This window comes from Affinibrenneria salicis (assembly GCF_008710095.1).
This window is the reverse complement of record NZ_VYKJ01000013.1, coordinates 78,109-102,768: the sequence shown is the minus strand read 5'-3', so window position 1 is coordinate 102,768 and position 24,660 is coordinate 78,109. Positions and strand designations below refer to the sequence as shown.

The following is a 24,660-nucleotide window of genomic DNA, read 5'->3' as shown; positions in this document are numbered from 1 at the left end:
GTCACGCCTCCCATGGTTGCAGAATACGGGTGGCGACATGTTGAACATAGGGAGGGTGAAGGCAGGACAGATGGTCCCCTTCAATCCGCTCCATGCGCAGATCACCAATAGCCAGATCCGTCCAGAAGGTTTTCATGTCAGGCTGTAATCCCGGCAAGAAATGTAAGACGTTGTCATCATGCAGCAGGTGCAGATCGCCCGCGAACGGCTCAGGCTGGTAACTGGCCACGGCACGCAAACTATGACGAAAGATATGGAATAACCCTTCGATCTGACTATCGGCAATATCCCAGGCCTTAGTCGAAACCGTGGCGGCCAGAGCCGCAAGACGCTCAGACGCCGGTCGCGCGCCCAGTTGACGATAGCAGGCGGACACCGAACGCCATTCCTCCGGCAGATCCAGCAGACAGCCGGCAGGGAAATGCTTGCCGTAGCGCGCACTTAAGGATTTTAAGACCCCGGCCAGTTGGTCATTGTCTACCGTATGCCCGGCAGCGGCGATATCCGCGCCCATTAACCCGCCAAAGGCCCTCTCAAGCAGGAGGTCATCATCAATGCGGTAACGAAAACGATCGCTGCTAATCACGGTTACAGGGTCAAGCGTAATGCCGGCCTCCAGCAGCAGTCGGCCTATTTCTGTCGCCAGCAGCCCCCCCATGCAGTATCCAATCAGGTGCACATGCGATAATCCCTTTTCCAGCAATAATGCGGCATACTCGCAGGCCAGTTGCTCAATCAAATGTTCGGGATCGCGCGCCAGGTAACCTTCCGCATCCGGCACGCTAAAACCGAGGATTTCTCCGCGACGGCGGGGATCCGCGCTCAACAGAGGTAACAGCGCGCGGTATGGCGACAACGTGCCGCTACCATCGTGCAGTACAACATGTACCGGCGCCGCATCATGTCGACCAGCGGCCAGTGAGGATAACGCCGATACCTGACGCCGTTGCGCCTTCGGCGTATCGTTGCTGCCGGGATCAGAGCGCAACGCCATCGCGGTAGCCGCAACGCTGGGCGACAGCAAGATTTCCCGCATCAACCGATCCCACTCCCATGCCTTTGCCTCGGGTAATTCAGTGCGCATCTTTGCCACCACCTGAGCGATCAATAATGAGTCGCCTCCGGCCAGGAAGAAGTCCTCATGGCGCCCCAGATGCTCCCGCCCCAGCATAGACGCCCAGATGGCGGCGATTCGAACCTCAAGATCATCGGACGGTTGCTCTACGCTAACATTTGTTGCCGCAGACTGGCCGGCCAGCTGCGCACGCCGCCGTAATATATCCCGGTCGACTTTCCCGTTGCGCGACAGCGGCATCTGCTGCAGGCATTCAATTACGCCAGGCAGCATATACCCTGGTAAACGCTGCTCAAGATGATGTCTTAGCACGGCGTCATGCAGAATAGCGCGCGTCTGCGGGAAATGAATCACAAACGTCATCTGCCCGATACAGGACAGCGCGTCGCTAACGGGCGGATAGACACACACCAAATCGCCTCCCGCCGCAGTAAACATACGGCGCCATTGCTCATCAGTGAAGAAGGTTTGGTTAGAATCAGCCCGTTCATCGGTAAACCCGGACAGACCGATTTCAAACTCCATTGACGTCATTAACGCGGGGATTTCTTTCGTGGCCTCAATAACAATCATGGTGCCGCCCGGTGCGCACAGCTCACGCAACTGCGACAGAACGGCAGGCGCATTTTTCGCATTATGCAGCACATTGGCGCAAACAATGACATCCCAGTTGCCGGCGGTGAATCCCTGAGAAATATAGTCCTGATTAATATCCAGCAGCCCGTAACGCACCCACGGGTACGCACTATATTGCTGACGCGCCTCGTTAAGGAAAAAGGGAGAAATATCGCTATAGAAATAATCCACGGAGAAATCGGCAAGAACAGGAATAAGCGCACGGCTGGTGCCACCGACTCCGGCGCCGATTTCGAGTACCCGCAACGGCCGGAGCGCATCATTGACTGTGGTTCGGGTTAACGCAAACTGACGGACGGCGGCGCATACCGCTGCGTTCATGCAGCTATTCACCAGGTTATCGTTGTAGGCCGCCAGCGCGATATCCAGCTTGCCCTGAGGAAACAGTAAGGTCAGAGGGTCGACTTCCCCCCTCAGCAGCTCTGGCAGATGCTGGCTGGACGTGCGTAAAAAACCCAACAGTTTTTCACTGTAATGAATTTTCTGCTCAAGTCTCTCCAGTTGAGCCCAGAGCAGACTCGCTTTTTCTTCAGGCGGTTCTCGCAGCAGTCGCCAGGCAACGCCGGAGGGCTCCCTCTCCAGCCAGCCAGCCTCACATAAGGTACGCAACCAGCGTTGCAACAGTCGGTGGTATCCTGCGGCGACCCGTCCTTGAGCAATAATCTCATCGAGGGAGTGAACACTGCCAGCATGCGGAAACAGGCCAAACTGTCGCAGCGCGCGCAGCATGTCAAGCCTGGCGATCTGGTCGGCGCAGGCAACCCACTGGCTGAATGACGCGCCGTCGAGACCGGCCACGCTGGCGTTACCCGCCCGGCAGACAGCCTGCGCCCAGCGAGATCGCTCCGCCTCCTGAAGTGGCTCAGCGCAAGCCGAGGGTTCAACAAAAGCCGTAATTTTCTTCTCCACTGGAGAATCACCATGAACAACTGCCGCAGCCATTGCCACGCCGGGACAACGTTGCAATACGCTTTCGATTTCTCCCAGTTCGATCCGGTGACCACGAATTTTAACCTGGCTGTCGTCTCGGCCCAGCAGTTCAATAACCCCATCGCAACGATAACGCCCCAAATCACCGGTGCGATAAAGTCGTTCACCACTGTCGGGGTGATGCACAAAATGGGCTTGCGTTTGTTCACGGTTATTCAGATAGCCTAAAGCCAGCCCCGCGCCAGCAATATAGATTTCGCCCGTCACCCTATCCGGACACTGACGCATTTGGCTATTCAGGATATAAAACCGCTGATTCGCCAGCGGAGTGCCGTAAGGAATACTATGAGCGTCAGCAGGGATGTCGACAATGTCATAGTAGATTGACCAGATACCAGCTTCCGTCGCCCCTCCCAGGCTGATAATTCTCGCCCCGGGACAGCGTCCGCGTATCTCGCCGGGTAAGCCTGTCGGAATCCAGTCCCCTGACAGCAAGACCAGACGCAAAGCGTCGGGACTCGCGCCGGGTTCGGTTTTGAGATAGCTCTGCAGCATCTGCATCTGTGCCGGTACGGCGTTCCACAGGGTAATTCGGTGAATGCGGATAAGTTCGGCCCAATGGGCCGGATTCCCCTGCTGCGCAGGGTCGGGCAGAACCAACGCGCCACCGGCGGTCAGTAAACCAAAAATATCGTAAACGGACAGGTCGAAGGCCAGATTTGCCAACCCAAGCACGCGATCGTCTATGCGAATTTGGAAACGCTGGTTGATATCGGCGATCGTATTGAGCGCCGCGCAATGACTCATCATCACGCCTTTAGGGGCGCCGGTGGTGCCCGAGGTATAAATCACATAGGCCAGTTGTTGGGGATCGATCCGCGCGACGGGCGTCCGGCGGATATCATGCAGCGGTTCAAGCCGATCGGCTGCGATACAAACGCAATCGGCAGGCCAGGCCGAGGCCATCTCCCGCTCGTCCACCAGAATGAGGCGTACATCGGCGTCAACAAGCATCGTATCTCTGCGCGCCTGCGGCTGATTAAGATCAATCGGCAGGTAGACGCCGCCGGCCCATAAAACCCCGATGACGGCCGCGATCTGAGCGATGCTTTTCTCCATCGCTATCGCTACACGCCCCCCTGCGGGCATTCCTGATGCGGATAACGCCTGGGCGACGGCGGCAGCCTGACGGGCCAACGCCAGATACGAACAAACGCCATGTTGATCAATAACCGCCGGCGCCTCCGGTTGCTCAGACACCCGGTAGAGGAATCCAGTCAATAGCGAGCCATCCGGTATTGGCCCTGCGGTATTGTTGACCGCCGTGCGGCGGCGGGCGGAATGCGATGGCAAAGACAGTGGGGCGACATCGTGCCAGACGCTTTCATCTGCGGCCAAGGCATTGAGCAAATCGGCAAACGCCGTAAAAGCATCCTCCACGACCCCCTCAGGGAAAATGCCTTCCCTCACGTCCCAGTTAACATGCAGAGCGCCGCTGCGTTCGCTCACCTGACAATCCAGCCATACCTGAGGCGTTTGGGTGATGCCGTAGCTAAGCCGCGCGCCACGCATGAATTCGCCGTCCATGGTTCCGTTTTCATTTATACCCAGTGTACTGGTGAACACGACCGGTATCATCACGTTCGCCTGCTGCTGGCGCGCCGTCTCGCGCAATACTTCAATCCCGGAAAACCGGCTATGCGCCAGATCGTCCCAAAGCTGTCGCTGGGTACACTGCGCCCTTTCCGTGAACGAACCCGGTGCGCCGGTATTCACTTCCAACACGTTGATGGCCGTGAAATCGCCAACAACCTTATAAATATCCGGGTGAACCGGGGGGCGATTCAGCACCGTGACGTTAAGACAAAACGCAGCGCGTCTGGACCAGAGTCCGAGTGTTTCACTGAAGGCAGCAAGCACCGCGCCGGTAGACGTTACTCGCTTCGCGCCGGCAAACCGGCAAAACGATTGCCACACGTCGGATTCAATCACCCGCTCAACGCGTCGAAAGCGCACGGGAATATTATCCTGAACGTCGCCCAGAACCGGTAAATCAGGCGGCCCCGGCATATATTGAATGCGCTCAAGCCAGTAGGCGCGATCCTTTTCATAAGCGGCTCGCTCCTGGGGCATTTGCCGGGCGCTTCGCGTCGCCAATACGACATCGCGGAAAGTGACCGCAGGCTGCGGGAGTTCGCACTCCGGTTCGTGGTATAACCGATCTAGTTCAGACAAAATGATCTGAGCGCTGACAAAATCTGCCACCAGCATATCGAGGGACAGATGCAGACGGCTCCCTTGCGCGGTACGACTGAGCCGCAACTCATACAAGGGCCAGACATCAGGCTCATAACAACGCGTGGCCATTTCCTGTCTGACTTGCTCAAGCACCTGGCAGGTCTGGTCTGCGGGCGTGGTACGCAGGTCCATCACCACCAGATCAGGAAGAATCACGGTATTCAGTACGCGTTGCGAGCCATCTTTATCTATGATCGCTCGCAACATATCATGCCGCAGGATCACCTGGTGCCATGCCCGTTCAAGACTATGCGGATCGAGATCCGGCAGCGCCAGCTCAACATAACCGTGGCAACCAATCCCGCCGCAGGCGTACGCATTGCCGCGGCCAACCAGGTAGGACGCCTGAACATCGGTCAATGGAAAGGGGTCGTGGCGATGTTGCGGATCGGCCGCCACCGCAACAGTCGACGCCGCAGCAGCCAAATACGCCAATAATTCGTCTTTATGGGATCGAAGCAGCGCCTTGCGCTCCTCTGTTAACGTGCCTGGAGGCGCCCGAAAATGAAGCTGCCCTTCGTCCTCCCATAGCAGGACATCCAGCGCCTCGAATCTGGCAATCAACTCAGTGATACTCATAGCATTCCCTCTTCAAAACTGTTGTCCATAACGCTCGCCGTGTCTGGCTGAGACGCGTGCGCAGCGCACAATAATGCAGCTTGCTCTGCAACCGTGGGCGCAGCAAAAATACTGTGCAGCGAGAGCGGTCCGGAGACGAATGGCTGGCGACGCAGCGCTTCCACCAGTCGGGTGGCGCGCAGGCTATCCCCTCCCAGCAGAAAGAAATCGTCATGACGCGAAACCCTTTCATAACCAAGCACCTGCGCCCATACGGCGGCGATTTTCTCTTCTATATCATCCAGCGGAGCGTCGAAAGTCCGTAACGCGTCTATCGAAGCACACCGTTCAGCCAAAGCTCGCCGATCCACCTTACCGTTGGCGCTCAGCGGCAGCGTCTCCAGCATCAGCCAGCGCGTCGGCACCATATACTCCGGCAGTAGCTCGCGCAGCGCTGCCGCAGCAGCGGCGCTATCCAGCGCTTGCCCGCACGCCAGCGCCGCGGCCAGCATCGCCGGTTCGCCGGTGACCAGCGCCACCGCCTGGCGCACGCCGGGCAGACCGCGCAGCGCCGACTCTATCTCCCCCAGTTCAATGCGGTGTCCGCGCAGCTTGATCTGGTGATCCTCTCTGCCCAGAAACTCCAGCGTTCCGTCCGGCCAGTAACGACCCAGATCGCCGGTTCGATACCAGCGCATTCCCTCCCGGCTGACAAAACTGCCGGCCGTGCGCTGCTCATCGCCGCAATATCCCTGCGCCACGCCGGCCCCGCCAATCCAGAGCTCGCCCGTCACCCAGTCCGGGCAGTCCTGCCCCTGCGAATTAACCACCCGGTAGCGCTGATTCGCCAGCGGCCGGCCGTAAGGCAGCGCACGCCAGTGCGCCGGCAGCGGCAGATGCACCTCATACAGATTCGACCAGATTGACGCTTCGGTCGCTCCGCCCATCGCCAGCATCTGCGCCGCCGGCGCCCGCTGCGCCAGCCGGACCGCCAGCTGCGGATTAATCCAGTCGCCTGAGACCATCACCAGCCGCAGCGGCACCTGCCGGTCTTCTCCCTCTGCGGCCACCAGCAGCATATCCAGCAGCACAGGCACGCTGTTCCACAGCGTGACGCGGTGCGTTTCAGCCAGCGACAGCCAGGCGCCGGCATCCCGGTACATCGTCTCATCCGGCAGCACCAGACTCCCGCCGGCGCCCAGCACGCCAAAGATGTCATAGACCGACAGATCAAAATCCAGCGCCGCCAGCGCCAGCATCCGGTCGGCCGACGTCACGCCGTAGCGCTGGTTCAGATCGTCAAGCGTATTGGCCGCCGAGCAATGGCGGATCGTCACCCCTTTGGGCTCGCCGGTCGACCCGGAAGTGAAGATGATATAGGCGGGGCTGTCCGCGGAGACCGCAACCGGCTCCGCCAGCGGGGTCAGCGCATCGGCGTCGCCGATATCGATCCTGACGGCGGTCAGCGACGCCAGCCCGGCGAGATGCGCGCTATCCGTCAGCACATAGCGGATAGCGGCCCGCTGGTGGATCCGCTGCCGCCGCATAAGCGGTTGTCCGGTGCCCACCGGAACATAACAGGCGCCGGCGGCCAGAATGCCCAGCACGGCGACAACCTGACTGACGCCGCGCGGCAGGGTAACGGCCACCGGCGCCTGCGGCGGGATACCGTGCCGGCGCAGCAGTGCCGCGACCTGCAGCGCCCGTCGGGCAAGTTCGCCATAGCCGATCTGCCGCCCGCTGGCGCCGTCCACCAGCGCCACCTGCGCCGGCTGCCGGGCGGCGTAGCCGAAGAAACGCGAGTGCAGCGTTCGCGGTTCGAAGCGGATATCGGTGGCGTTAACCCGATCGCGGACGACTTGCTGCGAGGCAGGTATAAGTGAAGGGAGCGGAGCAGACCAGGCGGCGTCATCCCAAACCAATTGGCCAAGCAAGGCGATGTTGGTGTCAAACATGGCGTTTAGCATGCCGTCAGGAAAGAGTTTTTCTTCAAAATCCCAACACAAGACGAGTTCACCATGATGTTCAAACACCTGATAATCCAGCCACACCTGTGGTGTTTCCGACAGACCTCCGTCAGCCAGATCGGGAAAACCATCCGGAATATTACTTAAGAAATCATCCACCAGTCCCAGCGTGCTGGTGAACACCACGGGTAAGGCGGCAGCCTGCAGACCTCGTTTGCGAGCTCGCTCGCGCTGTATCCAGACAGAGGATACGGCTCGATGTTCCAGAACCTCCGCCACCTGCGCCTGCATGTCGCTGACGAGATGCCGCAGGCTTGCGTCAGCATCCGGTTGAAATGCTACCGGCGCCAGCGTGGTGAAATCACCGACTATATATTGAACGTCAGGATGTAGATCACGACGGTCAAATAGCGTCAGATTCAGCGTATGGGCGCCGCCGCCGCTCCACTGAGATAATACGTGTGCGTAAACGGTAAGCAGCAGAGCTGATGGCGTCAGACCCCGCTCGCGGATAGCGTGGCGTAAACACGCCCAGTCGGACGCAGACAGGCGAGTCTGCAGACGGGAAAACTCCGCCGTACCGATCGTTGCCGGCTCCTGGCGAAACGGCAATGCCGGCGCAGGAGGCAGCTCATCAAGTCTCTGCCCCCAGTAACGCTGCGCGTCTTCCACTATCGTATTATCCACTGCGACCTGAGTGACATAATCCCTGAAACTTAGCTGCAAAGGCGGCAATGCCGACTCATCCTGGAATAACGTAATCAATTCACTTAACAACAGCTTAATGCTATAGCCATCCAGTGTGAGATAATCAAAGAACATCCCCAGACGGCATCGGTTATCGCCGTAAGGGACGGCATACAGGGAATGCAATGGCGCAACGGTCCGTGAGCGATCGCGCTGCTGCCAGTATGCCGAGATGCGTTTTTTTGCAGCATGTACATCCGCGGCGGGAGAAGCAATCTGCAGGGCGTTCGGCGGAATAACAGGCGCAACAGATTGTCTGCCTTCATCGTCAACGCAGGCTCGCAGCATGTCATGGCGCAGCCACAACGCGCGCCAGGCTCGGTCTATCCGTGCAAGAGATATATTTTCTCCATCCAGCTCAATGAGATAATGTGTCCCACAGCGCAGGGAGAACTCACCCAATTGCCCCATCCAGTACGCATGCTGAATTTCGGTTAGATCGAAGGGCTGGTAACGTCCTGACGGATCCGGTGATAAACGCGCCGCCTCTGGCAAACAATGCGGCCCCTTTTGCCAAATAATGGAAAAATCCCGCAGGACCGGCCGGGCAAATAACTGTCGTAATGGCCGGGAAGCGCAAAGCCCCTCGCGTTGTAGCTGCGCGACAACCTGTGTTGCCAACAAACTGTCGCCGCCCATCTGAAAAAAATGGTCATCAAGATAGACCGGCTGTCGCCCCAATAATTGCCCCCAGACGGCGGCGACTTGCCGCTCAATATCGCTTTCAGGCAGAGCTTTTTTACTCACAATCTGGTTCTGGTATTCGGCGCAACGCGCGATTAATCGCTGCCGATCCACCTTGCCGTTGGCGCTCAGCGGCAGCGTGTCCAGCATCAGCCAGCGCGTCGGCACCATATACTCCGGCAGTAGCTCGCGCAGCGCTGCCGCAGCGGCGGCGCTATCCAGCGCTTGCCCGCACGCCAGCGCCGCGGCCAGCATCGCCGGTTCGCCGGTGACCAGCGCCACCGCCTGGCGCACGCCGGGCAGACCGCGCAGCGCCGACTCTATCTCCCCCAGTTCAATGCGGTGTCCGCGCAGCTTGATCTGGTGATCCTCTCTGCCCAGAAACTCCAGCGTTCCGTCCGGCCAGTAACGACCCAGATCGCCGGTTCGATACCAGCGCATTCCCTCCCGGCTGACAAAACTGCCGGCCGTGCGCTGCTCATCGCCGCAATATCCCTGCGCCACGCCGGCCCCGCCAATCCAGAGCTCGCCCGTCACCCAGTCCGGGCAGTCCTGCCCCTGCGAATTAACCACCCGGTAGCGCTGATTCGCCAGCGGCCGGCCGTAAGGCAGCGCACGCCAGTGCGCCGGCAGCGGCAGATGCACCTCATACAGATTCGACCAGATTGACGCTTCGGTCGCTCCGCCCATCGCCAGCATCTGCGCCGCCGGCGCCCGCTGCGCCAGCCGGACCGCCAGCTGCGGATTAATCCAGTCGCCTGAGACCATCACCAGCCGCAGCGGCACCTGCCGGTCTTCTCCCTCTGCGGCCACCAGCAGCATATCCAGCAGCACAGGCACGCTGTTCCACAGCGTGACGCGGTGCGTTTCAGCCAGCGACAGCCAGGCGCCGGCATCCCGGTACATCGTCTCATCCGGCAGCACCAGACTCCCGCCGGCGCCCAGCACGCCAAAGATGTCATAGACCGACAGATCAAAATCCAGCGCCGCCAGCGCCAGCATCCGGTCGGCCGACGTCACGCCGTAGCGCTGGTTCAGATCGTCAAGCGTATTGGCCGCCGAGCAATGGCGGATCGTCACCCCTTTGGGCTCGCCGGTCGACCCGGAAGTGAAGATGATATAGGCGGGGCTGTCCGCGGAGACCGCAACCGGCTCCGCCAGCGGGGTCAGCGCATCGGCGTCGTCGATATCGATCCTGACGGCGGTCAGCGACGCCAGCCCGGCGAGATGCGCGCTATCCGTCAGAACATAGCGGATAGCGGCCCGCTGGTGGATCCGCTGCCGCCGCATAAGCGGTTGTCCGGTGCCCACCGGAACATAACAGGCGCCGGCGGCCAGAATACCCAGCACGGCGACAACCTGACTGACGCCGCGCGGCAGGGTAACGGCCACCGGCGCCTGCGGCGGGATACCGTGCCGGCGCAGCAGTGCCGCGACCTGCAGCGCCCGCCGGGCAAGTTCGCCATAGCCGATCTGCCGCCCGCTGGCGCCGTCCACCAGCGCCACCTGCGCCGGCTGCCGGACGGCGTAGCCGAAGAAACGCGAGTGCAGCGTTCGCGGTTCGAAGCGGATATCGGTGGCGTTAACCCGATCGCGGACGGCCTGCTGCGAGGCAGGCAACTGAACATTTGCCAACTGCCTCCAACTGACGGCATTTCGGCCCAGTCGGTTCAATAGATCGATATACGCATCAAACATCGCGTCGATCACGCCGGGCTGAAACAACGAATCAACGGCGTCCCAGGCCAGCAATATACCGTCTTCCGTCTTGTATACCTGATGGTCCAGCCAGACTTGTGGCGTCTGGGAGATCATATAATTGAGTTGTCCCAGAACCTTCTGCGTTGAAACCTCCAGCAGGGGCGTTTCCAGATTGCAGGCAAACACTACCGGAGCAAACGTCCGTTCCCCCTGGTTACGCTGGGCCAGCTCCCGCTGGATACGAATACCGGACAACGCACTGTGTGCCACATCAGCATGAAACTGGGCCTGCAGCGCGCGAACGCGATCACCAAATGATAATGGCTGGCGGCAATCGATCTCCAGCAGTAACAAATTAGTGAAGTCCGCAACGACCTGTCCCAGGCCGGGTTCACTGCCATGCCGGTCAAACAACGGGACATTCAGCAAAAATCGGGGTACGGCGCTCCACTTAGCCAGGACTTCAGCATAGGCTGCGGCCAGGACCATTGCCGGCGTCACCCGGGCTGTCGCCGCATAGCGTAGGATGTTCGCCCAGATCGCATTGGATAAATGATAGCTACGCCGCCTGAACCGAGGTTTTTGGATCGCTTCAGGAACCGTACTCAGAGGAAGCAATGGCGTACCGGGAAAATCGTCCATTCGCTTGCGCCAATAACCTTCAGCCGCCGGCAGCTCGCGGGCCCTGTTTTCTTGCTGCACGGCAAGATGCTCACCGAAGTGCCAGTCGATCGGCGCCGGCGGAGTAACGTCGTCGGCATAGAGCGCAGCCAGATCCCGGATAATGATCTGCAGGCTTTGCACATCGGCGACCAACAGATCGATATCAAGATGCAGGCGAGTCCTGCCTTCCGGCAACAGGCTCAAAGCGAGGCCAATCACCTCTCCGTACTCCACGCGCAGCCGCCGGTGAGACAACTGTTCACGCAGCGTTCGCAGGGCCGCGTCAACGCTTTGCTGGCTAAGCGCGCTCAGGTCATGGAGCGTAAACGACGCCGCTTCAGGCTCGGTTATTGCCGGAATAACTTGATATCCCTGCTCATCAAAATGAGCCCTTAACATACCGTGGTGAGTCAGTAACTGCCGCCAGACGGTGCGTAAGCGTTCAGGATCCAGCCCCCTGCCATCCAGTTCCAGGTAAGCATGGCAGCCCACTCCGCCGAGTATTTGCTCATCGCCACGACCAATCCAGTAAGCGTGTTGTACATCAGTTAAAGCAAAGGGCGCACGTTTATCAAAATGGTGCGGCGGGGACGTATCTTCATCATCTTGATCGGCTGAATTACACCGGAGCAACGCCCACCAGTCGCGCAGGCAGGGCCGTTCAATCAACTGACCGAAGCTAACCTTAACGCCGGACTTGCGCCATTCATTCACCAGACGCATCAGTTTGAAAGAATCCAGCCCCAGTTCTATCAGATGGTCATCATCATTCAGTGTCGTATGCGGATCCGTCAGCATCGAACGAACCTGATCGCGAATTTGCGCCTGCCATTGGCCTGTACTTTTGCCGGATAACGAGTTCATACCGACCTCCGTGGCGAAAAGAGGCAAGTCGATACGCTGGAAAGTTTTTCACATGTTTCTTCCAGTTCTCGCTCCGGTAAGGACATCGCTACAATTCCGGCGCCAGCGCGCAGCCATGTCTCATTCCCCTCCTGAAAGATTGAGCGCAGGACCAAAGCCGCGTCCAGCATGCCATCATGATCAGCGATCAGCACGCAGCCGCTATATAATCCCCGCCGATTCTGCTCATGCCTGGCAATAGCTTCTATGGCCGGTCGTTTCGGTATGCCGGAAGCCGTTACCGCCGGAAATAACGCTTTAAAAGCATCCCAGCAATTTTTTCCGCTATCCAGCTGGCCCCGCACGCGAGAGCCCAGGTGCTGTACCGTTCCACGGCGGCATACCTGCATGAACTCATCCACCCGAACCGTTTGCGCCTGACAGATCTGTTCCAGTTCGTCAAATGCCAGTCTGACGGAAATAGCGTGCTCGGCGATCTCTTTCGGGTCCGACAGCAACTCAGCACGGAGACGTTCTTCCATTGCCGGATCTGTTCCGCTCGCTCTCGTTCCCGCCAGCGGCTGAGTACTCACGTCTCCCTCGCCGGAGACCTCAACGACCGTTTCCGGACAAAAGCCGGCACTGCGAAAGTTCCGCAACTGCAGCAAAAAGGAACGTGCGGGCTGGTTGGTCTTCCGACCGGATAAATAGCTGGAAATAATATCTACCGATGCCGAAACAGGAATGGTCCGGGAAAGAATTACCTTATCGTATTCATGTGCGTGTATTTGTGAGACTGCCGCGAAGACCTGTTGTTTGTAGTCAGCGCACTGGACCTGTCGAATCTCCACGGGAACGTGATCCGCGGCGTGGACATCCAGTGCAATCAGCTCGGAATCCAGAGCGGCAATACGCTGTTCCCATGCGGCAGGATTTTCGATGTCTGACGTTCGCAATACCGCCTGACCGCGACGCAGACGTACCTCACAGCGGGGAATAATCAACCGCAGCAACGGACGCTCCGATTCGTCGACAGGCAGTGAATAAAACAGGTGAGACAGTTCAAAATCGGCCGTACCGTACAACCGCCACCCCATAATGGGCAAAGAGGAAAGAATCTGCTCCAGGGTGCGGGCAAAATCAGTATACGGCCACTGACGCTTTTCGCCGCCAAAGTCCAGTTCCATCAGGCGGGCGCTAACCGTTATTTCCGCCAGAGCATCTATACCAATAGACCACTCGTCATCACGCTCATACACAATGAAAGACGTATCTCCCAATTCGCGTACCAACGCAGTCGCAATCTGCAACGGCGGTTGCGACAACGGCAGAATCCGTTCCGCATACTGTCTGGATGCACGACGGGCATCTGCAGATTCAGCCCACTGGGCCAGGCTTCGCTTGTTAATCTTACCGACAGTGGTCAAAGGCCAGTGGGATACGCACTCCAGTTGATCCGGTAATTTATGGCGAGGCACCCCTCTCTGGAACATGAAGTGATGTACATCCGGCAGACGCAGCTCTGTACCCTGGGCAATAATGAACGCACAACTGCGTTCCCCTAACATAGCGTCTCTTACGGGAATGACTACGGCATCAACCACCGCCGGGTGAGCCAGCAGGTGCCGTTCGATCTCAGCGACCGCTATCTTTTCGCCGGCCCGGTTAATTTGCTCTTTAATTCGCCCCTCGACAACGATATTGCCTTCCGCAGTACGGCGAACTAAATCTCCCGACCGGAAATAACCGTCATCCGTAAAGACCCCGGCATTATGTTGCGCGGCGCAATAATAGGACCGGATGGTATAAGGTCCGCGCACCAGTAATTCGCCTGTCTCTCCGGGAAGCACATCCTGACCGTCAGCATCGACAATCCTCAGCTCGTCCCGCGGAGAAAGAGGCCGCCCCTGAGTATGAAATATTACTTCATCAGGATCATCGAGGCGCGTCAGGCACAAAAGTCCCTCGGCCATACCAAAGACCTGCTGTAATTGACAACCCAATGCGGGAGGGATTTTCCGTGCCAATGCAGCACTCAGGCGCGCGCCGCCGACCTGCAACACTCTCAGGCTCGACAGATCTGTTTTATCCCACTCCCGCGCCTGAAGCCACAGTTTAACCAGCGGCGGTACCAGCGAAGCGATCGTTACCCGCTCACGTTCGATCAATGCAAACGCCTCGTCACACGCCGCCGTTTTCGCCATCACAACCCGCCCTCCGGCCGACAACGTTCCCAATAGTCCCGGACAGGCCAGGGTAAAATTATGCGCTATCGGCAATGAGGCGAGATAAACGCTTGCTGCATCCAGCCGGCAGAGCGCGGCACAAGCCCGGGCATTGTAAATATAATCGCCGTGAGTACGGGGAATCAGCTTAGGTACGCCCGTCGTTCCGCCCGACTGAAGTAATAACGCCGTATCCCGGGAGCACGGAGAATAAGTCAAACGATCGGGCCCGGACGCCAGTCCGTTTAAGGAGACGAACAAGTCAGGGTCACCATCGACCACGACATAACGCATAGCCGGATGCAACGCCTGTAACTCTTTAGCCATCACCCGGTAGTCAAACCCCTGAAAACGATCCGGCATAATGCAGGCGACGGGTGCGGCCTGGCCGCATAATGCGGAAAGATCATCCAACCGTTGGGCGGGCATCGCCAGCAGCGGTATTGCTCCCAGACGCAGCAATGCAAAAAATGACAAGGCGAAACTAATACCGTTAGGCAGTTGCAGTAATACTCTGTCTCCACGATGGATGCCAAGTGACATGAATCCCGACGCAAGACTATCAGCGCGGCGGCTCAGGTCGGCATAGGTACATTTAACCGTTCCCTCCACCAGAGCAATACGCTCACCATACCTCTGAGCCCATACCTGCGGTAATTGCTCCAGCGTCAAATCCAGGCTTCCGTCATCTTCACCCTCTTTTTTGGCGGCATCGCCTGTCAGCCCATAATTGAGCCTTCGAATACCCATCCCTGCCTCCCAATAACAAACTTACTGCGTGATTCAGAATAAGCATCGTTATGGATATCGGTAACGTGAGCCACCCGAAAACGGACGTCATTACCCCAATCAGAATTCTTTGATCATGAACAGGCCTGCGGAGTATTTCATCCGGCTTCGGTATCAATAAACTGGGAGAACACGCTGACAACAACGAGGAAGAAAATATTGCGTTTAACCGATCTGAAACCCTATTTTACGGTCAAATCGTCGCCGTTTCGCGCTCAGCCTTTGTCCGCTATCAAACCATTAGCGGCTGAGGATGTGATGGTGATATTCGCCCCGATTAGCCTATCGGCGGTGTTGCCGACGGCTTTGCTCAGCCGTCACGAAAGACAACGTTGTGAGCAGTTCCGTTTTCTGGAAGATCGCCAGCGTTTTCTGACCTGTCACGCCATAAAACGGGTGGCGATCGGACAAATCATGAGCATTCCACCACAGGAACTGGCGTTCTGTACCGATAGCCGCCGCAAACCGAAACTCAGAGACAACGCAATGTTTTTCAACCTGTCTCATAGCGGGAAATGGATTGCCGTCGCGCTTTGCGCCAACCGTGAAATTGGCGTGGATGTGCAGTCGACGCCTCATAATGGTATTGAGTTGCCGTGGGGCATGCTACGCCATCCAGATGAGTGCTGTTCATACGATATGACGTCTTTTTTGCGGATATGGACATTAAAGGAAGCCGCAAGTAAATGCTGCGGGAAAGGCTTGACGCTCGATTTCACCACCCTCTATACGCAAAACGCGGGACCTACAGGCTACCAGTGTCTGGCAGGAATATATCGCTGGTATGCATGCCATTTCAAGCTGGCATGCGGCACCGCTATCTCTGTCGCCGCCGAGTCCGCCTGGCGACGATTAAGGCTGGTGCGAATCAGTCAACCTTTCACGCACATCATCGACAAAACCGTCGGGCGTCCTTTGGCAGCACACCAAATTGTTTGCGAAAGGCGGCGCTGAAATGGGACAGGTTACTGTAGCCCATCATGGTGGCCGTTTCCGTCACGCTGTGATGCTGCAACAGACTGTGCGCATGCTCCATGCGTTTGCGCTGAAACAGCGCATAGGTGCTGATACCGAACAATTGCTTAAAGCCGCGCTTAATTTTCAACTGATTTAACCCGGTTTCCCGCGCCAGTTGTTCAATCGTCGGCGGTTTGCTCAGATCGCTGAGCAGCAGTTCCCGCGCTTCCCAGAGCCGGCGGCGCTCGCGCGGACAGATAATCTCATCGCGCGTCAGGGCAGACTGCGCGGCCGCTAAATGCCACGCCAGAAATTCCAGCGCGGTCGAATGCACCAGTAAAACGGAAGGGGGATCCTTCATCATCAAATGGCTGAGCCGCTCAGCGGAATCCATAATTCGCTGGCTGCAGGCCTGGCAAAGCAGGCCATCTTCCGCCCGCCGGTAATCACGCAGGTCGCCATACTCACTGCCCGCCAGTTCCGCCAGCAGCGGCGGATGGACTCTCAGCTCAATGTTTTGCCAGTCGGCGCTGCATTGCAGGTGGAAACGCGCATCCGGTATAAATGACGTCAGCGTCCTGCCGCGCGCCAGTTCCAGATTTTGGTTTTGACAGGAAACCCGCGTCTGGCCGCTAAGCTGACAGTTAAAATGGATCCGGGCGCTGCGCCCTTCTCCCTCGGTCACCGCCGACAGCACCTGCGCGGCGTAACAGCTAACGAGGGATATCTCCATGCCAGGCCGTATTTCCAGCGTTTTTACACGCATTCCCGGCGGACAGGGAAAACCAGGATAAGTAAAAAACTCTGTCGACGTTAACTCTTGCATACCGTTCCCTCTATGTTTCACCATGCCGGGCGCTGACTTCCGGCCCCGAACTCACATCCATTTCTGTCGCATGAGGCGGGTCAACGAGATCAGGCTGCCGCAGCCGGCCCTCATACCCAGGCGCTAACAGTGCGTAACAAGACTTAATCCAAACATGCTATTGCAAACAATTCTCATTTTCAACGAAAACCAATCGCCTGCGGCATTCATGGCTGATTGCCGAGACCAGTCAGCGCCCCTTCCCGGCCGCCCTTTGCCGCCATCAGCCGCGAACGCCGGAGATGCGCACCCGATAAATTTATCCTTTTCGGGGTGAAATCGTACCGAATCGAGTAGCAGGAGATAGGGGCGATCACCATCATGGAGTGTCATCTCAATTTGTTACATAAAATTAAGGGTGCTTTTTATGATGCAAAACGGACTGCATTTTTCGCTGCGGCCAATGCCGCTCAGCGTTGGCATACTGCTTTCAGCCCTTGCCGGTACGGTAATGGCCGATGAATCAAAGTCTCACACCAGGACCGATAAAAACACGGCAAACAACGCCAACTCATCCACCGATATCGTTGTCACCGCCAACGAGCCGCAGGAGACGGCGACCTTTAGCACGCCGGCGGCCATCAGTACCGTCAAGGGTAAAACGCTTGAGCGTGAAGGCATCCAGCACCTGAGCGATGTTGCGCAGCGGCTGCCCAATGTCTATTTATCCGATTTCCTCAACGGGCCGGGCACCATCATTATCAGAGGCCAGGGCCATCACGATGAAGAGGCGGACGTCGCCAGCGTCAAAGCACAGATTGACGGCGTTCCTCTCCCGCTGACGTCGATGGTCGGCGGACTTTATGACCTCGAACAGATTGAAGTGCAGCGCGGGCCGGAAAATTTGCTTTATGGGGAAAACAGTACCGGCGGAATGCTGGTAATGCGCAGCCGCGACCCTGAATTTAGATTCGGCGGTTCGGTGCAGACCGAGTATGGCAGCGGGAACCGCCGCCGTCTGATGACCAGCCTGAACGTGCCGCTGTCCACCCTGAACGACGTTTACGATTCGACCGCGCTGCGTATCACGGCCGGTCGGGAACTGGCAAACGGCTATATCGATAATACCCGGCTCGGTCGTGACGATACCGCCGGCTGGCGCAGCAGTTTCGCCCGCCTGAAACTGCTGCATTATGATACGGAGGGCGGCGAATGGCGCTTCGCTTTGCATCATATGGATCGTAAAGGCGGCTCGGATCTGTTCTCCTCTCAGGCGCTCGCCAGGCGGCATGAAACAACCGAAAGCGATTCGGGAATCAATAATATTAAATACACCTTGTTCAGCGGCGAATACCTGCGTCCGCTGGATGAAAATACCGCCATCAAAGCCTCACTGGGGGCCAGCGCCATAGAATGGAACTACTGGACGCCCGTATCGCTCTTTGGCGCCACCAATGGCTACGATATGAAAACCAAAGGTTACAACGCCGACACCCGTATTGAGAGAACGGCTTCGGATGACAGCCCGTTCGACTGGATGGCCGGACTGCATGTCGCCATCACCGATCTGGATCGCCCTTATCTCTATGATTACACGCCCTACTTCCGCAGTGCGACCACCTCTCAGGTTGATGGACTCACCACCGCCGCATTCGGTGAGGCCGGCTGGCACTTCGCGCCGGACTGGCGCCTGGCCGCCGGGCTGCGAATGAGCCGCGACAGCCGCAAACTGGAATGGAGCAGCGATCAGAACGGCTATGTTCAGAGCCTGAACAAAAAAGTGATTGATAATGTCTGGCTGCCGCAAATCACGCTGGAGTATCGGCCGGATGAGCAACAATTCACCTGGCTCAAACTGGCGCGCGGTTACAAGCCTTCGGGATTCAATGTTTATGCGACCTCGGCCTCGACGGCCGAAGCCGCCTATAAACCGGAATATGCAAATTATGCGGAGCTCGGCTATCGCGTTAAAGACGCGCAAAATTTGTGGGGCTTTGGCGCCGTCGCCTTCTACAGCCGTATCCGCAACCAGCAGGTCGTGCTGGAAGGGCTGGGCGGCGCGCACATGACGGCCAATGCAGGACGATCGCACGCACAGGGCGCTGAACTGGAAACGTCATTTCGACCGTTCTCTCAACTGGAACTGCGCGGCTCCGTAGGGTATGTCAAAACCGTCTACGATGAATACACCAGCGGCGGCACCAATTACGCCGGCATGCAATTCATGGCGGCGCCCAAAGTCACTTATAGTCTGGGCGCGAGATGGATGCCGACGGAAAACTGGGAGAGCGGCATTTCCGTCAGCCATATTAGCTCTGTCTACCTGCCCACCAGCTACCTAAAAGACGATGGCTATACGCTGGTGGATGCCAACGTCTCGTGGCGTCACAAAGACTGGACCATCGGCGTCTTCGGTAAAAACCTGACCGATACGAAATATCTGACTCGTTCTATCAGCAGCGGCGATCTGGTCGTCGCCGGGCCTCCGCGTACATTTGGTCTTCAACTGGCCTATGACTTTTGAGCGGAGAACACGAACTGATGAACACCACTTTGCGAAAAAGTGCATACCGCGCCCTTGCCATGATGTACATCGCCCAGGGATTGCCGACCGGATTCGCCTTTTATGCGCTCGGCTCGCTGATACGCAACGCCGGGTATAGCGTGACTGAAGTTGGACTAACCGGACTCGCTTTCCTGCCGTGGGCGTTTAAGTTCTTGTGGGCCGGGCCGGTCGACAACGCCTGTTTACGCTGGGGGCACGCCAGAGTGATTTTTTTTGCCCAAACGCTGGCCGTATTAACCTGCATCGCCGTTATTCCGCTGCCGCTCGCCAGCCATTTAGCAGGTGCCCTGAGCGGCATTATTCTGCTCAACGTTATCTGCGCGACACAGGATATCGCCACCAACGCCTGGGCCGTTTTGCGTATGCAGGGTAAAACGGCCGGCGCGGCGAATGCGATTCAGATTGCCGGCTTTATTTTCGGCATGTTGCTGGGCGGCGGCGGGCTGTTGATTGTCCATAGCCATGTCGGATGGCACTTTACCATGGCATTGCTGGCGGCTCTGATGGCCGTTATCGGCGGCGTACTCTTGCTGGATAAACCGTGGCAATCCGCCGTCGCGCTTCAGTCCACCGCAGGGCGAGTCAAAGTGCGGTTGCGCGATCTGTTGCATCACCGGGATCTAGGCTGGGCGATTGGCATCGCGCTGTTATTTAAGTTTCCCGGTACGGCCGTGAATACCTTGCTGCAGCCCTGGATGGTAGATCGGGGCATGGGCATCGATGCCATCGGACATCTGCAGATCGCTATGATGCTGGCGACCTCGGCGGGCGCCATTCTCATCGGCGTTCCGCTGGTTCGTCGTCTGGGCAACCGCCGGGCGGTCATCATCAGCTACCTGATGGCGACGTTGATGCTCGGTATGGCCTGGAGTCTGGAAACCGCTGGCGCGAGCGCGCTCTGGTGGTGTTATCTGGCCTTGTGCGCGCAGGCCGTATTTGAAGGCGCCATGTTCGTGGCTATCTGGGCGTTATTCATGAACTGGTCATCCCCGGCCCATCCCGGGACGGATTTTACCGCCATGCAATGCAGCGAGAATCTGGCTAATGCCGTTGCCGCCGGCCTTATCGGCGGACTGGGGCAGATGTTGGGCTACGCTCATGCGTTTGCGCTCATCTGGCTGTCAGGCGCATGCGTGCTTATCATCATTACCCTGTGTCTGCGTCGTCTGACGCTGCAAACCGGCAAGACGTCATGACGGCGCGCGCCGTCATTTGATCAATTCAGCGCGCGGGAAGACGGCAAATAGACAACTTCCCGCCCGCAGACGAAGCTCCGGCGGCGCGCGGCTTAATCGGCGCGGAATGTCAACGCGCCCCGCCGCGAAATATCGGTTCACTGAGCCCTCCCGCGCGCGCAAGCGGAAAAGCCAAACAGACAGTACGACCGCAGCCCGGATTGTCGTTTACCTTGTCGGTCCTGAACACCCCCGCTCTGACTCGACCGTTTGGATAATCCGTCGTGCCGATCGCTCAACCAAAGGGAGAATTAACGACAGTTATGCACAGACAAACAAAAAATAGCGCAAATCAGAGCGCCGATCATCCAGCCAGTTTAACGCCCAAAGGATTCTGGCAATTAATCACTTTAGCCCCCGGCTCGCTCGGCGGCGCCATTATTACCGCCATTGCGTCGGCTGCGCTGAGCGTCGCGCCATTCTGGCTCATCTATCTCATTACCGTGCAGCTTTTCTCTCCCCAACCGGATATGGCGACGGTCTGGCGGCTGATGGGCTGGGCGGTGGCGCTGCTGGCGTTACGCTGGGCATTTATGGCTATCAGCCATATTCTGGCCCATATCGGCGCCTTTAATATCCAGTACCGATTGAAAATCGGCATGGCGAAGCGGCTGGGGGAAATTCCGCTCTCCTTCTTCGCCCGGCGCGGGACGGGCAGCCTGCGGCGCGTACTGAATGACGACGTTAATAGCCTCGAAGGCTTCTTTGCTCATATGCTGCCGGACGCGGCGGCGGCGGCGGCGATACCGATAGTCGCCTTGATACTGCTGTTCTCCGCCAACTGGCCGCTGACGCTGGCCGCGCTGATCCCGCTTCCGCTGGCGATGCTGGCTCAGTGGTGGATGATGCGCCGGTCACGCCGGCAGATCGGCGCATGGAACGATCTGCAAAAGCGGATCGCCGATCAGGTCGGCGAATATATCCGCGGGGTGCACGTTATCAAGAGTTTCGGTCTGACCGCGCGCTCGTTTGGCGATCTCGCCGACGCCATCCACGGCGCCGTCGACTGGGTTCAGACCTACGCCAAAAACAGCACCGGCGGCTGGGCGTTGTTTACCACGCTGCTATCCGTCAACCTGATGATCGTCGCGCCGCTCGGCGCCTGGCTGTTGGCGCGCGGCGCGCTGGATCGCCCGACTTTTGTGATGTTTCTGCTGGTGGCGCCGGCGGTATTATCCCCGCTGTTGCGGCTGACGTTCGCCATGGGCGAACAGATGCAGCGTATGGCGGCGCTGGAACGGATCAACGGCATCCTCGCCATTCCCCCCTTGCCGGAGCAGGCTGACACGCCCGTCCCCGACGGCGCGCTCAATATCGAATTTACCCATTTGTATCAACGTTACGATACGCAACTGGCGCTGAACGACGTCAGTTTTCAGGCCCGGGCCGGTCAGTTGACCGCGCTGGTCGGCGTCAGCGGTTCGGGCAAAAGTACGCTGGTTAAATTGGTGGCGCGTCTTTATGAATTTGAATCCGGCGCGCTGACGATCGGCGGCATGGACATCCGCCAATGGCCGCTGGATGCCCTGCAGGCCCGTCTGGGCATCGTTTTTCAGGAGGTATTCCTGCTGCACGGCAGCGTGCGCGACAACCTGGCATTGGCCCGTCCGGGGGCCAGCGACGCGGAAATCGAGGCTGCGGCGCGAGCCGCTCAGGCGCATGATTTTATCTGCGCGTTGCCGCAGGGTTACGACACGATACTGGGCGAACGGGGCGCCAGCCTGTCCGGCGGCGAGCGCCAGCGCCTGTCCATCGCCCGCGCGCTGCTTAAAGACGCGCCGATTCTGCTGCTTGATGAGGTCACGGCCAGTATCGACGCGGAAAACGAAAGGCTGATCCAGCAGGCGTTGAATCAATTGTGCGCGGGCAGAACGGTATTAATGATAGCCCACCGTCTGAGCACCATTATGCACGCCGACAATATCGTGGTGTTGGAACAGGGCCGGGTGGCGGGCCAGGGGACCCATGATGCGCTGCTGGCGGCCTGTCCGGCATACCAGCGGCTGTGGAAAGATTATATCCAGTCGGAGGGGTGGTCGCTCGGTGAAACGGCAGACCGCACGTCCGCCGACGGGGAGGAAAAATAATGATTCGTGAATTGGTACAATCCGGCTTCAGATTATCGGGAACCCGCGACCCGCGATTGATGCGCGGACTGGCGTGGTGCGTGGCCGAGGGATTTTTTTCCGCGCTGTTCTATATCGCGCTCTACGGCCTGCTGCACAGCGCTCTCACGGGCGTCGATACGCCGGCGCAATCCGTCGGCTATGGTCTGGCGATGCTTGTCAGCGTGGCGCTGCGTATCGGCGCCGGCTACTGCGGTATGCCGCTGATATTCGGCGGCGCCTACGCTATGATGGGCGAAGCGCGGCTGCGTATCGCCGACCATCTGGGCCGGTTGCCGATGGGGTGGTTTAATCGTCAACGCGGGGGCGATCTGGCCGCGCGGCTGACCTCGGATCTGGAGTTGATCGAACACCTCTGGTCGCATTTCTTAGGGGTGTTCGTGTCCGGCCTGGCCATGCCGATATTTCTTATGCTGTTCCTGCTGTGGCTGGACTGGCATCTGGCGCTGCTGACCTGCGCCGGGATCCCGCTGGCGCTGCTGATGCTGAGCTTAAGCCAGCGCATGGCGGCCCGCCCGGGCGACCGCATGATCGCTTCCGGCGTCGCGGCGCAGTCCGCTCTGCTGGAATACGTGCAGGGCATTGCGGTCATCCGCAGCTTCGGACGCTTTGGCCAGGCCTGGAAGCGCCTGGAGTCGATTCTGACCGAACATCATGACGCCACGCTCGCCGTTGAATCTAAACCCGCGCCCTGGCTGGCCGGTTATGGATTTATGCTGGAAATGGGATACATCAGTCTGCTGCTGGCCGGCGTCTGGTGGCTAACGGACGGCACCCTGTCGCCGGACGTTCTGATCCTGTTCCTGATCCTGGCCCTGCCGGTATACCGTCAGCTCTTCGACGTCGGTCTGTCAACCCTGATGCTGCGCTTCGCGCGCCGTTCGTTGAGTCGGATTGAGTCTCTGCTGGCGGAAAAGGCATTGCCCGAACCGGCACGCCCGCTGACGCCGCAGGGAGAAAATATCGTATTCGACCACGTCGGCTTCGCGTATGACAACGGCGACAGCGGGCCGCAGACGCTCAGCGACATATCCTGTACCCTGCCGGCTCGCCGCGTCACCGCGATAGTCGGCCCGAGCGGCGCAGGTAAAAGCACGCTGGTCCATCTGATCGCCCGCCTGTGGGATGTACAACGCGGCCATATCCGTCTGGGCGGCGTCGACCTGCGCGACCTCGGAACCGGGCAGGTTCACCAGCACGTAGCGATGGTCTTTCAGGATGTGCTGCTGTTCTCCGGCTCCGTACTGGATAACCTGCGCATCGGCAGACCGGAAGCCAGTCGGGCAGAGGCGATAGAGGCCGCGCGGCGCGCCCAGGCCCATACGTTCATTGAGGCGCTTCCCCAGGGGTACGACACCCTGCTGAGTGAAGGGGGCGCCTCGCTGTCCGGCGGGGAACGCCAGCGAATTTCCATTGCCAGGGCGCTGCTGAAAAATGCGCCGATACTGTTACTGGACGAAGCGACCGCCAGCGTCGATCCGTCGGCAGAAGCCGAGATTCAGCGCGCGATAACGGAGCTGGCGCGCGGTCGCACCGTTGTGGTGATTGCCCATCGGCTTAAAAATATTCGCTATGCGGACACCATTCTGGTCCTTAACCAGGGGAAACTGATGGAACAGGGCGACCATCAGACGCTACTGGCGCAAGACGGCCTGTATGCGCGTTTGTGGAAGCAACAACAACAGGCGCAATGCTGGCAATTGAACACATCCCGGTAAAACGGCCCGACAGCCGCCCCGCTTAATTCGCGTTGCAGGCAGGCGGCGACGCAGCGACCAATTCGTCGGCAACGAATTGGTTCAGCCAACGGCTGACCTTCGCGAGAGGCTGTATGCCTCTCATTAATCTCCGACGG

At 58.6% G+C, this 24,660-nt stretch carries 8 protein-coding genes and 2 pseudogenes; 5 read left to right on the top strand and 5 right to left on the bottom strand.

The features are described from left to right. Position 1: 1 nt before the first annotated feature. From FJU30_RS20875 to FJU30_RS27295, 4 genes and pseudogenes are all read right to left on the bottom strand, one after another. Positions 2–5,518, bottom strand: a complete 5,517-nt coding sequence (locus FJU30_RS20875) for a non-ribosomal peptide synthetase (protein WP_150436905.1) — start codon at positions 5,516–5,518, stop codon at positions 2–4. Then, positions 5,515–12,123, bottom strand: coding sequence for a non-ribosomal peptide synthetase (locus tag FJU30_RS20870; RefSeq protein WP_150436904.1), 6,609 nt, complete (start codon positions 12,121–12,123; stop codon positions 5,515–5,517). Before FJU30_RS20870 ends, FJU30_RS20875 begins: the two co-directional genes overlap by 4 nt. Further along, positions 12,120–13,394, bottom strand: a pseudogene (locus FJU30_RS27300) (salicylate synthase); the annotation flags it as partial. The pseudogene FJU30_RS27300 and the gene FJU30_RS20870, both read right to left, overlap by 4 nt. A 54-nt stretch (positions 13,395–13,448) precedes the next feature. Further along, positions 13,449–15,050: pseudogene (locus FJU30_RS27295) on the bottom strand ((2,3-dihydroxybenzoyl)adenylate synthase); the annotation flags it as partial. Between the two features lie 225 nt (positions 15,051–15,275). Here FJU30_RS27295 and FJU30_RS20860 point away from each other — a divergent pair. Beyond that, entirely contained in the window at positions 15,276–16,070 is a 795-nt protein-coding gene (locus FJU30_RS20860) for a 4'-phosphopantetheinyl transferase family protein (RefSeq protein ID WP_150436902.1), read from the top strand. Here FJU30_RS20860 and FJU30_RS20855 read toward each other — a convergent pair. After that, complete coding sequence (locus FJU30_RS20855; RefSeq protein ID WP_150436901.1) at positions 16,006–16,899, bottom strand: helix-turn-helix transcriptional regulator; 894 nt, start codon at positions 16,897–16,899, stop codon at positions 16,006–16,008. The genes FJU30_RS20860 and FJU30_RS20855 overlap by 65 nt on opposite strands. Positions 16,900–17,305: 406 nt before the next feature. On the opposite strand from FJU30_RS20855, the gene FJU30_RS20850 reads away from it, so the two are divergent. The 4 genes from FJU30_RS20850 to FJU30_RS20835 all read left to right on the top strand — a co-directional run bounded on the left by FJU30_RS20850 (position 17,306) and on the right by FJU30_RS20835 (position 24,523). Continuing rightward, complete coding sequence (locus FJU30_RS20850) at positions 17,306–19,402, top strand: TonB-dependent receptor (RefSeq protein ID WP_150436900.1); 2,097 nt, start codon at positions 17,306–17,308, stop codon at positions 19,400–19,402. A gap of 17 nt (positions 19,403–19,419) precedes the next feature. Continuing rightward, positions 19,420–20,640, top strand: a complete 1,221-nt coding sequence (locus FJU30_RS20845) for an MFS transporter (protein WP_150436899.1) — start codon at positions 19,420–19,422, stop codon at positions 20,638–20,640. A 302-nt stretch (positions 20,641–20,942) separates the two neighbouring features. Continuing rightward, positions 20,943–22,766, top strand: a complete 1,824-nt coding sequence (locus FJU30_RS20840) for an ABC transporter ATP-binding protein (protein WP_150436898.1) — start codon at positions 20,943–20,945, stop codon at positions 22,764–22,766. Continuing rightward, positions 22,766–24,523, top strand: coding sequence for an ABC transporter ATP-binding protein (locus FJU30_RS20835; RefSeq protein WP_150436897.1), 1,758 nt, complete (start codon positions 22,766–22,768; stop codon positions 24,521–24,523). Before FJU30_RS20840 ends, FJU30_RS20835 begins: the two co-directional genes overlap by 1 nt. Positions 24,524–24,660 lie beyond the last annotated feature (137 nt).

Coding starts and splice junctions, on each gene's coding strand:
- FJU30_RS20850 (WP_150436900.1), top strand. CDS start 17,306: ATGATGCAAAACGGACTGCATTTTTCGCTGCGGCCAATGCCGCTCAGC.
- FJU30_RS20840 (WP_150436898.1), top strand. CDS start 20,943: ATGCACAGACAAACAAAAAATAGCGCAAATCAGAGCGCCGATCATCCA.
- FJU30_RS20870 (WP_150436904.1), bottom strand. CDS start 12,123: ATGAACTCGTTATCCGGCAAAAGTACAGGCCAATGGCAGGCGCAAATT.
- FJU30_RS20835 (WP_150436897.1), top strand. CDS start 22,766: ATGATTCGTGAATTGGTACAATCCGGCTTCAGATTATCGGGAACCCGC.
- FJU30_RS20875 (WP_150436905.1), bottom strand. CDS start 5,518: ATGAGTATCACTGAGTTGATTGCCAGATTCGAGGCGCTGGATGTCCTG.
- FJU30_RS20855 (WP_150436901.1), bottom strand. CDS start 16,899: ATGCAAGAGTTAACGTCGACAGAGTTTTTTACTTATCCTGGTTTTCCC.
- FJU30_RS20845 (WP_150436899.1), top strand. CDS start 19,420: ATGAACACCACTTTGCGAAAAAGTGCATACCGCGCCCTTGCCATGATG.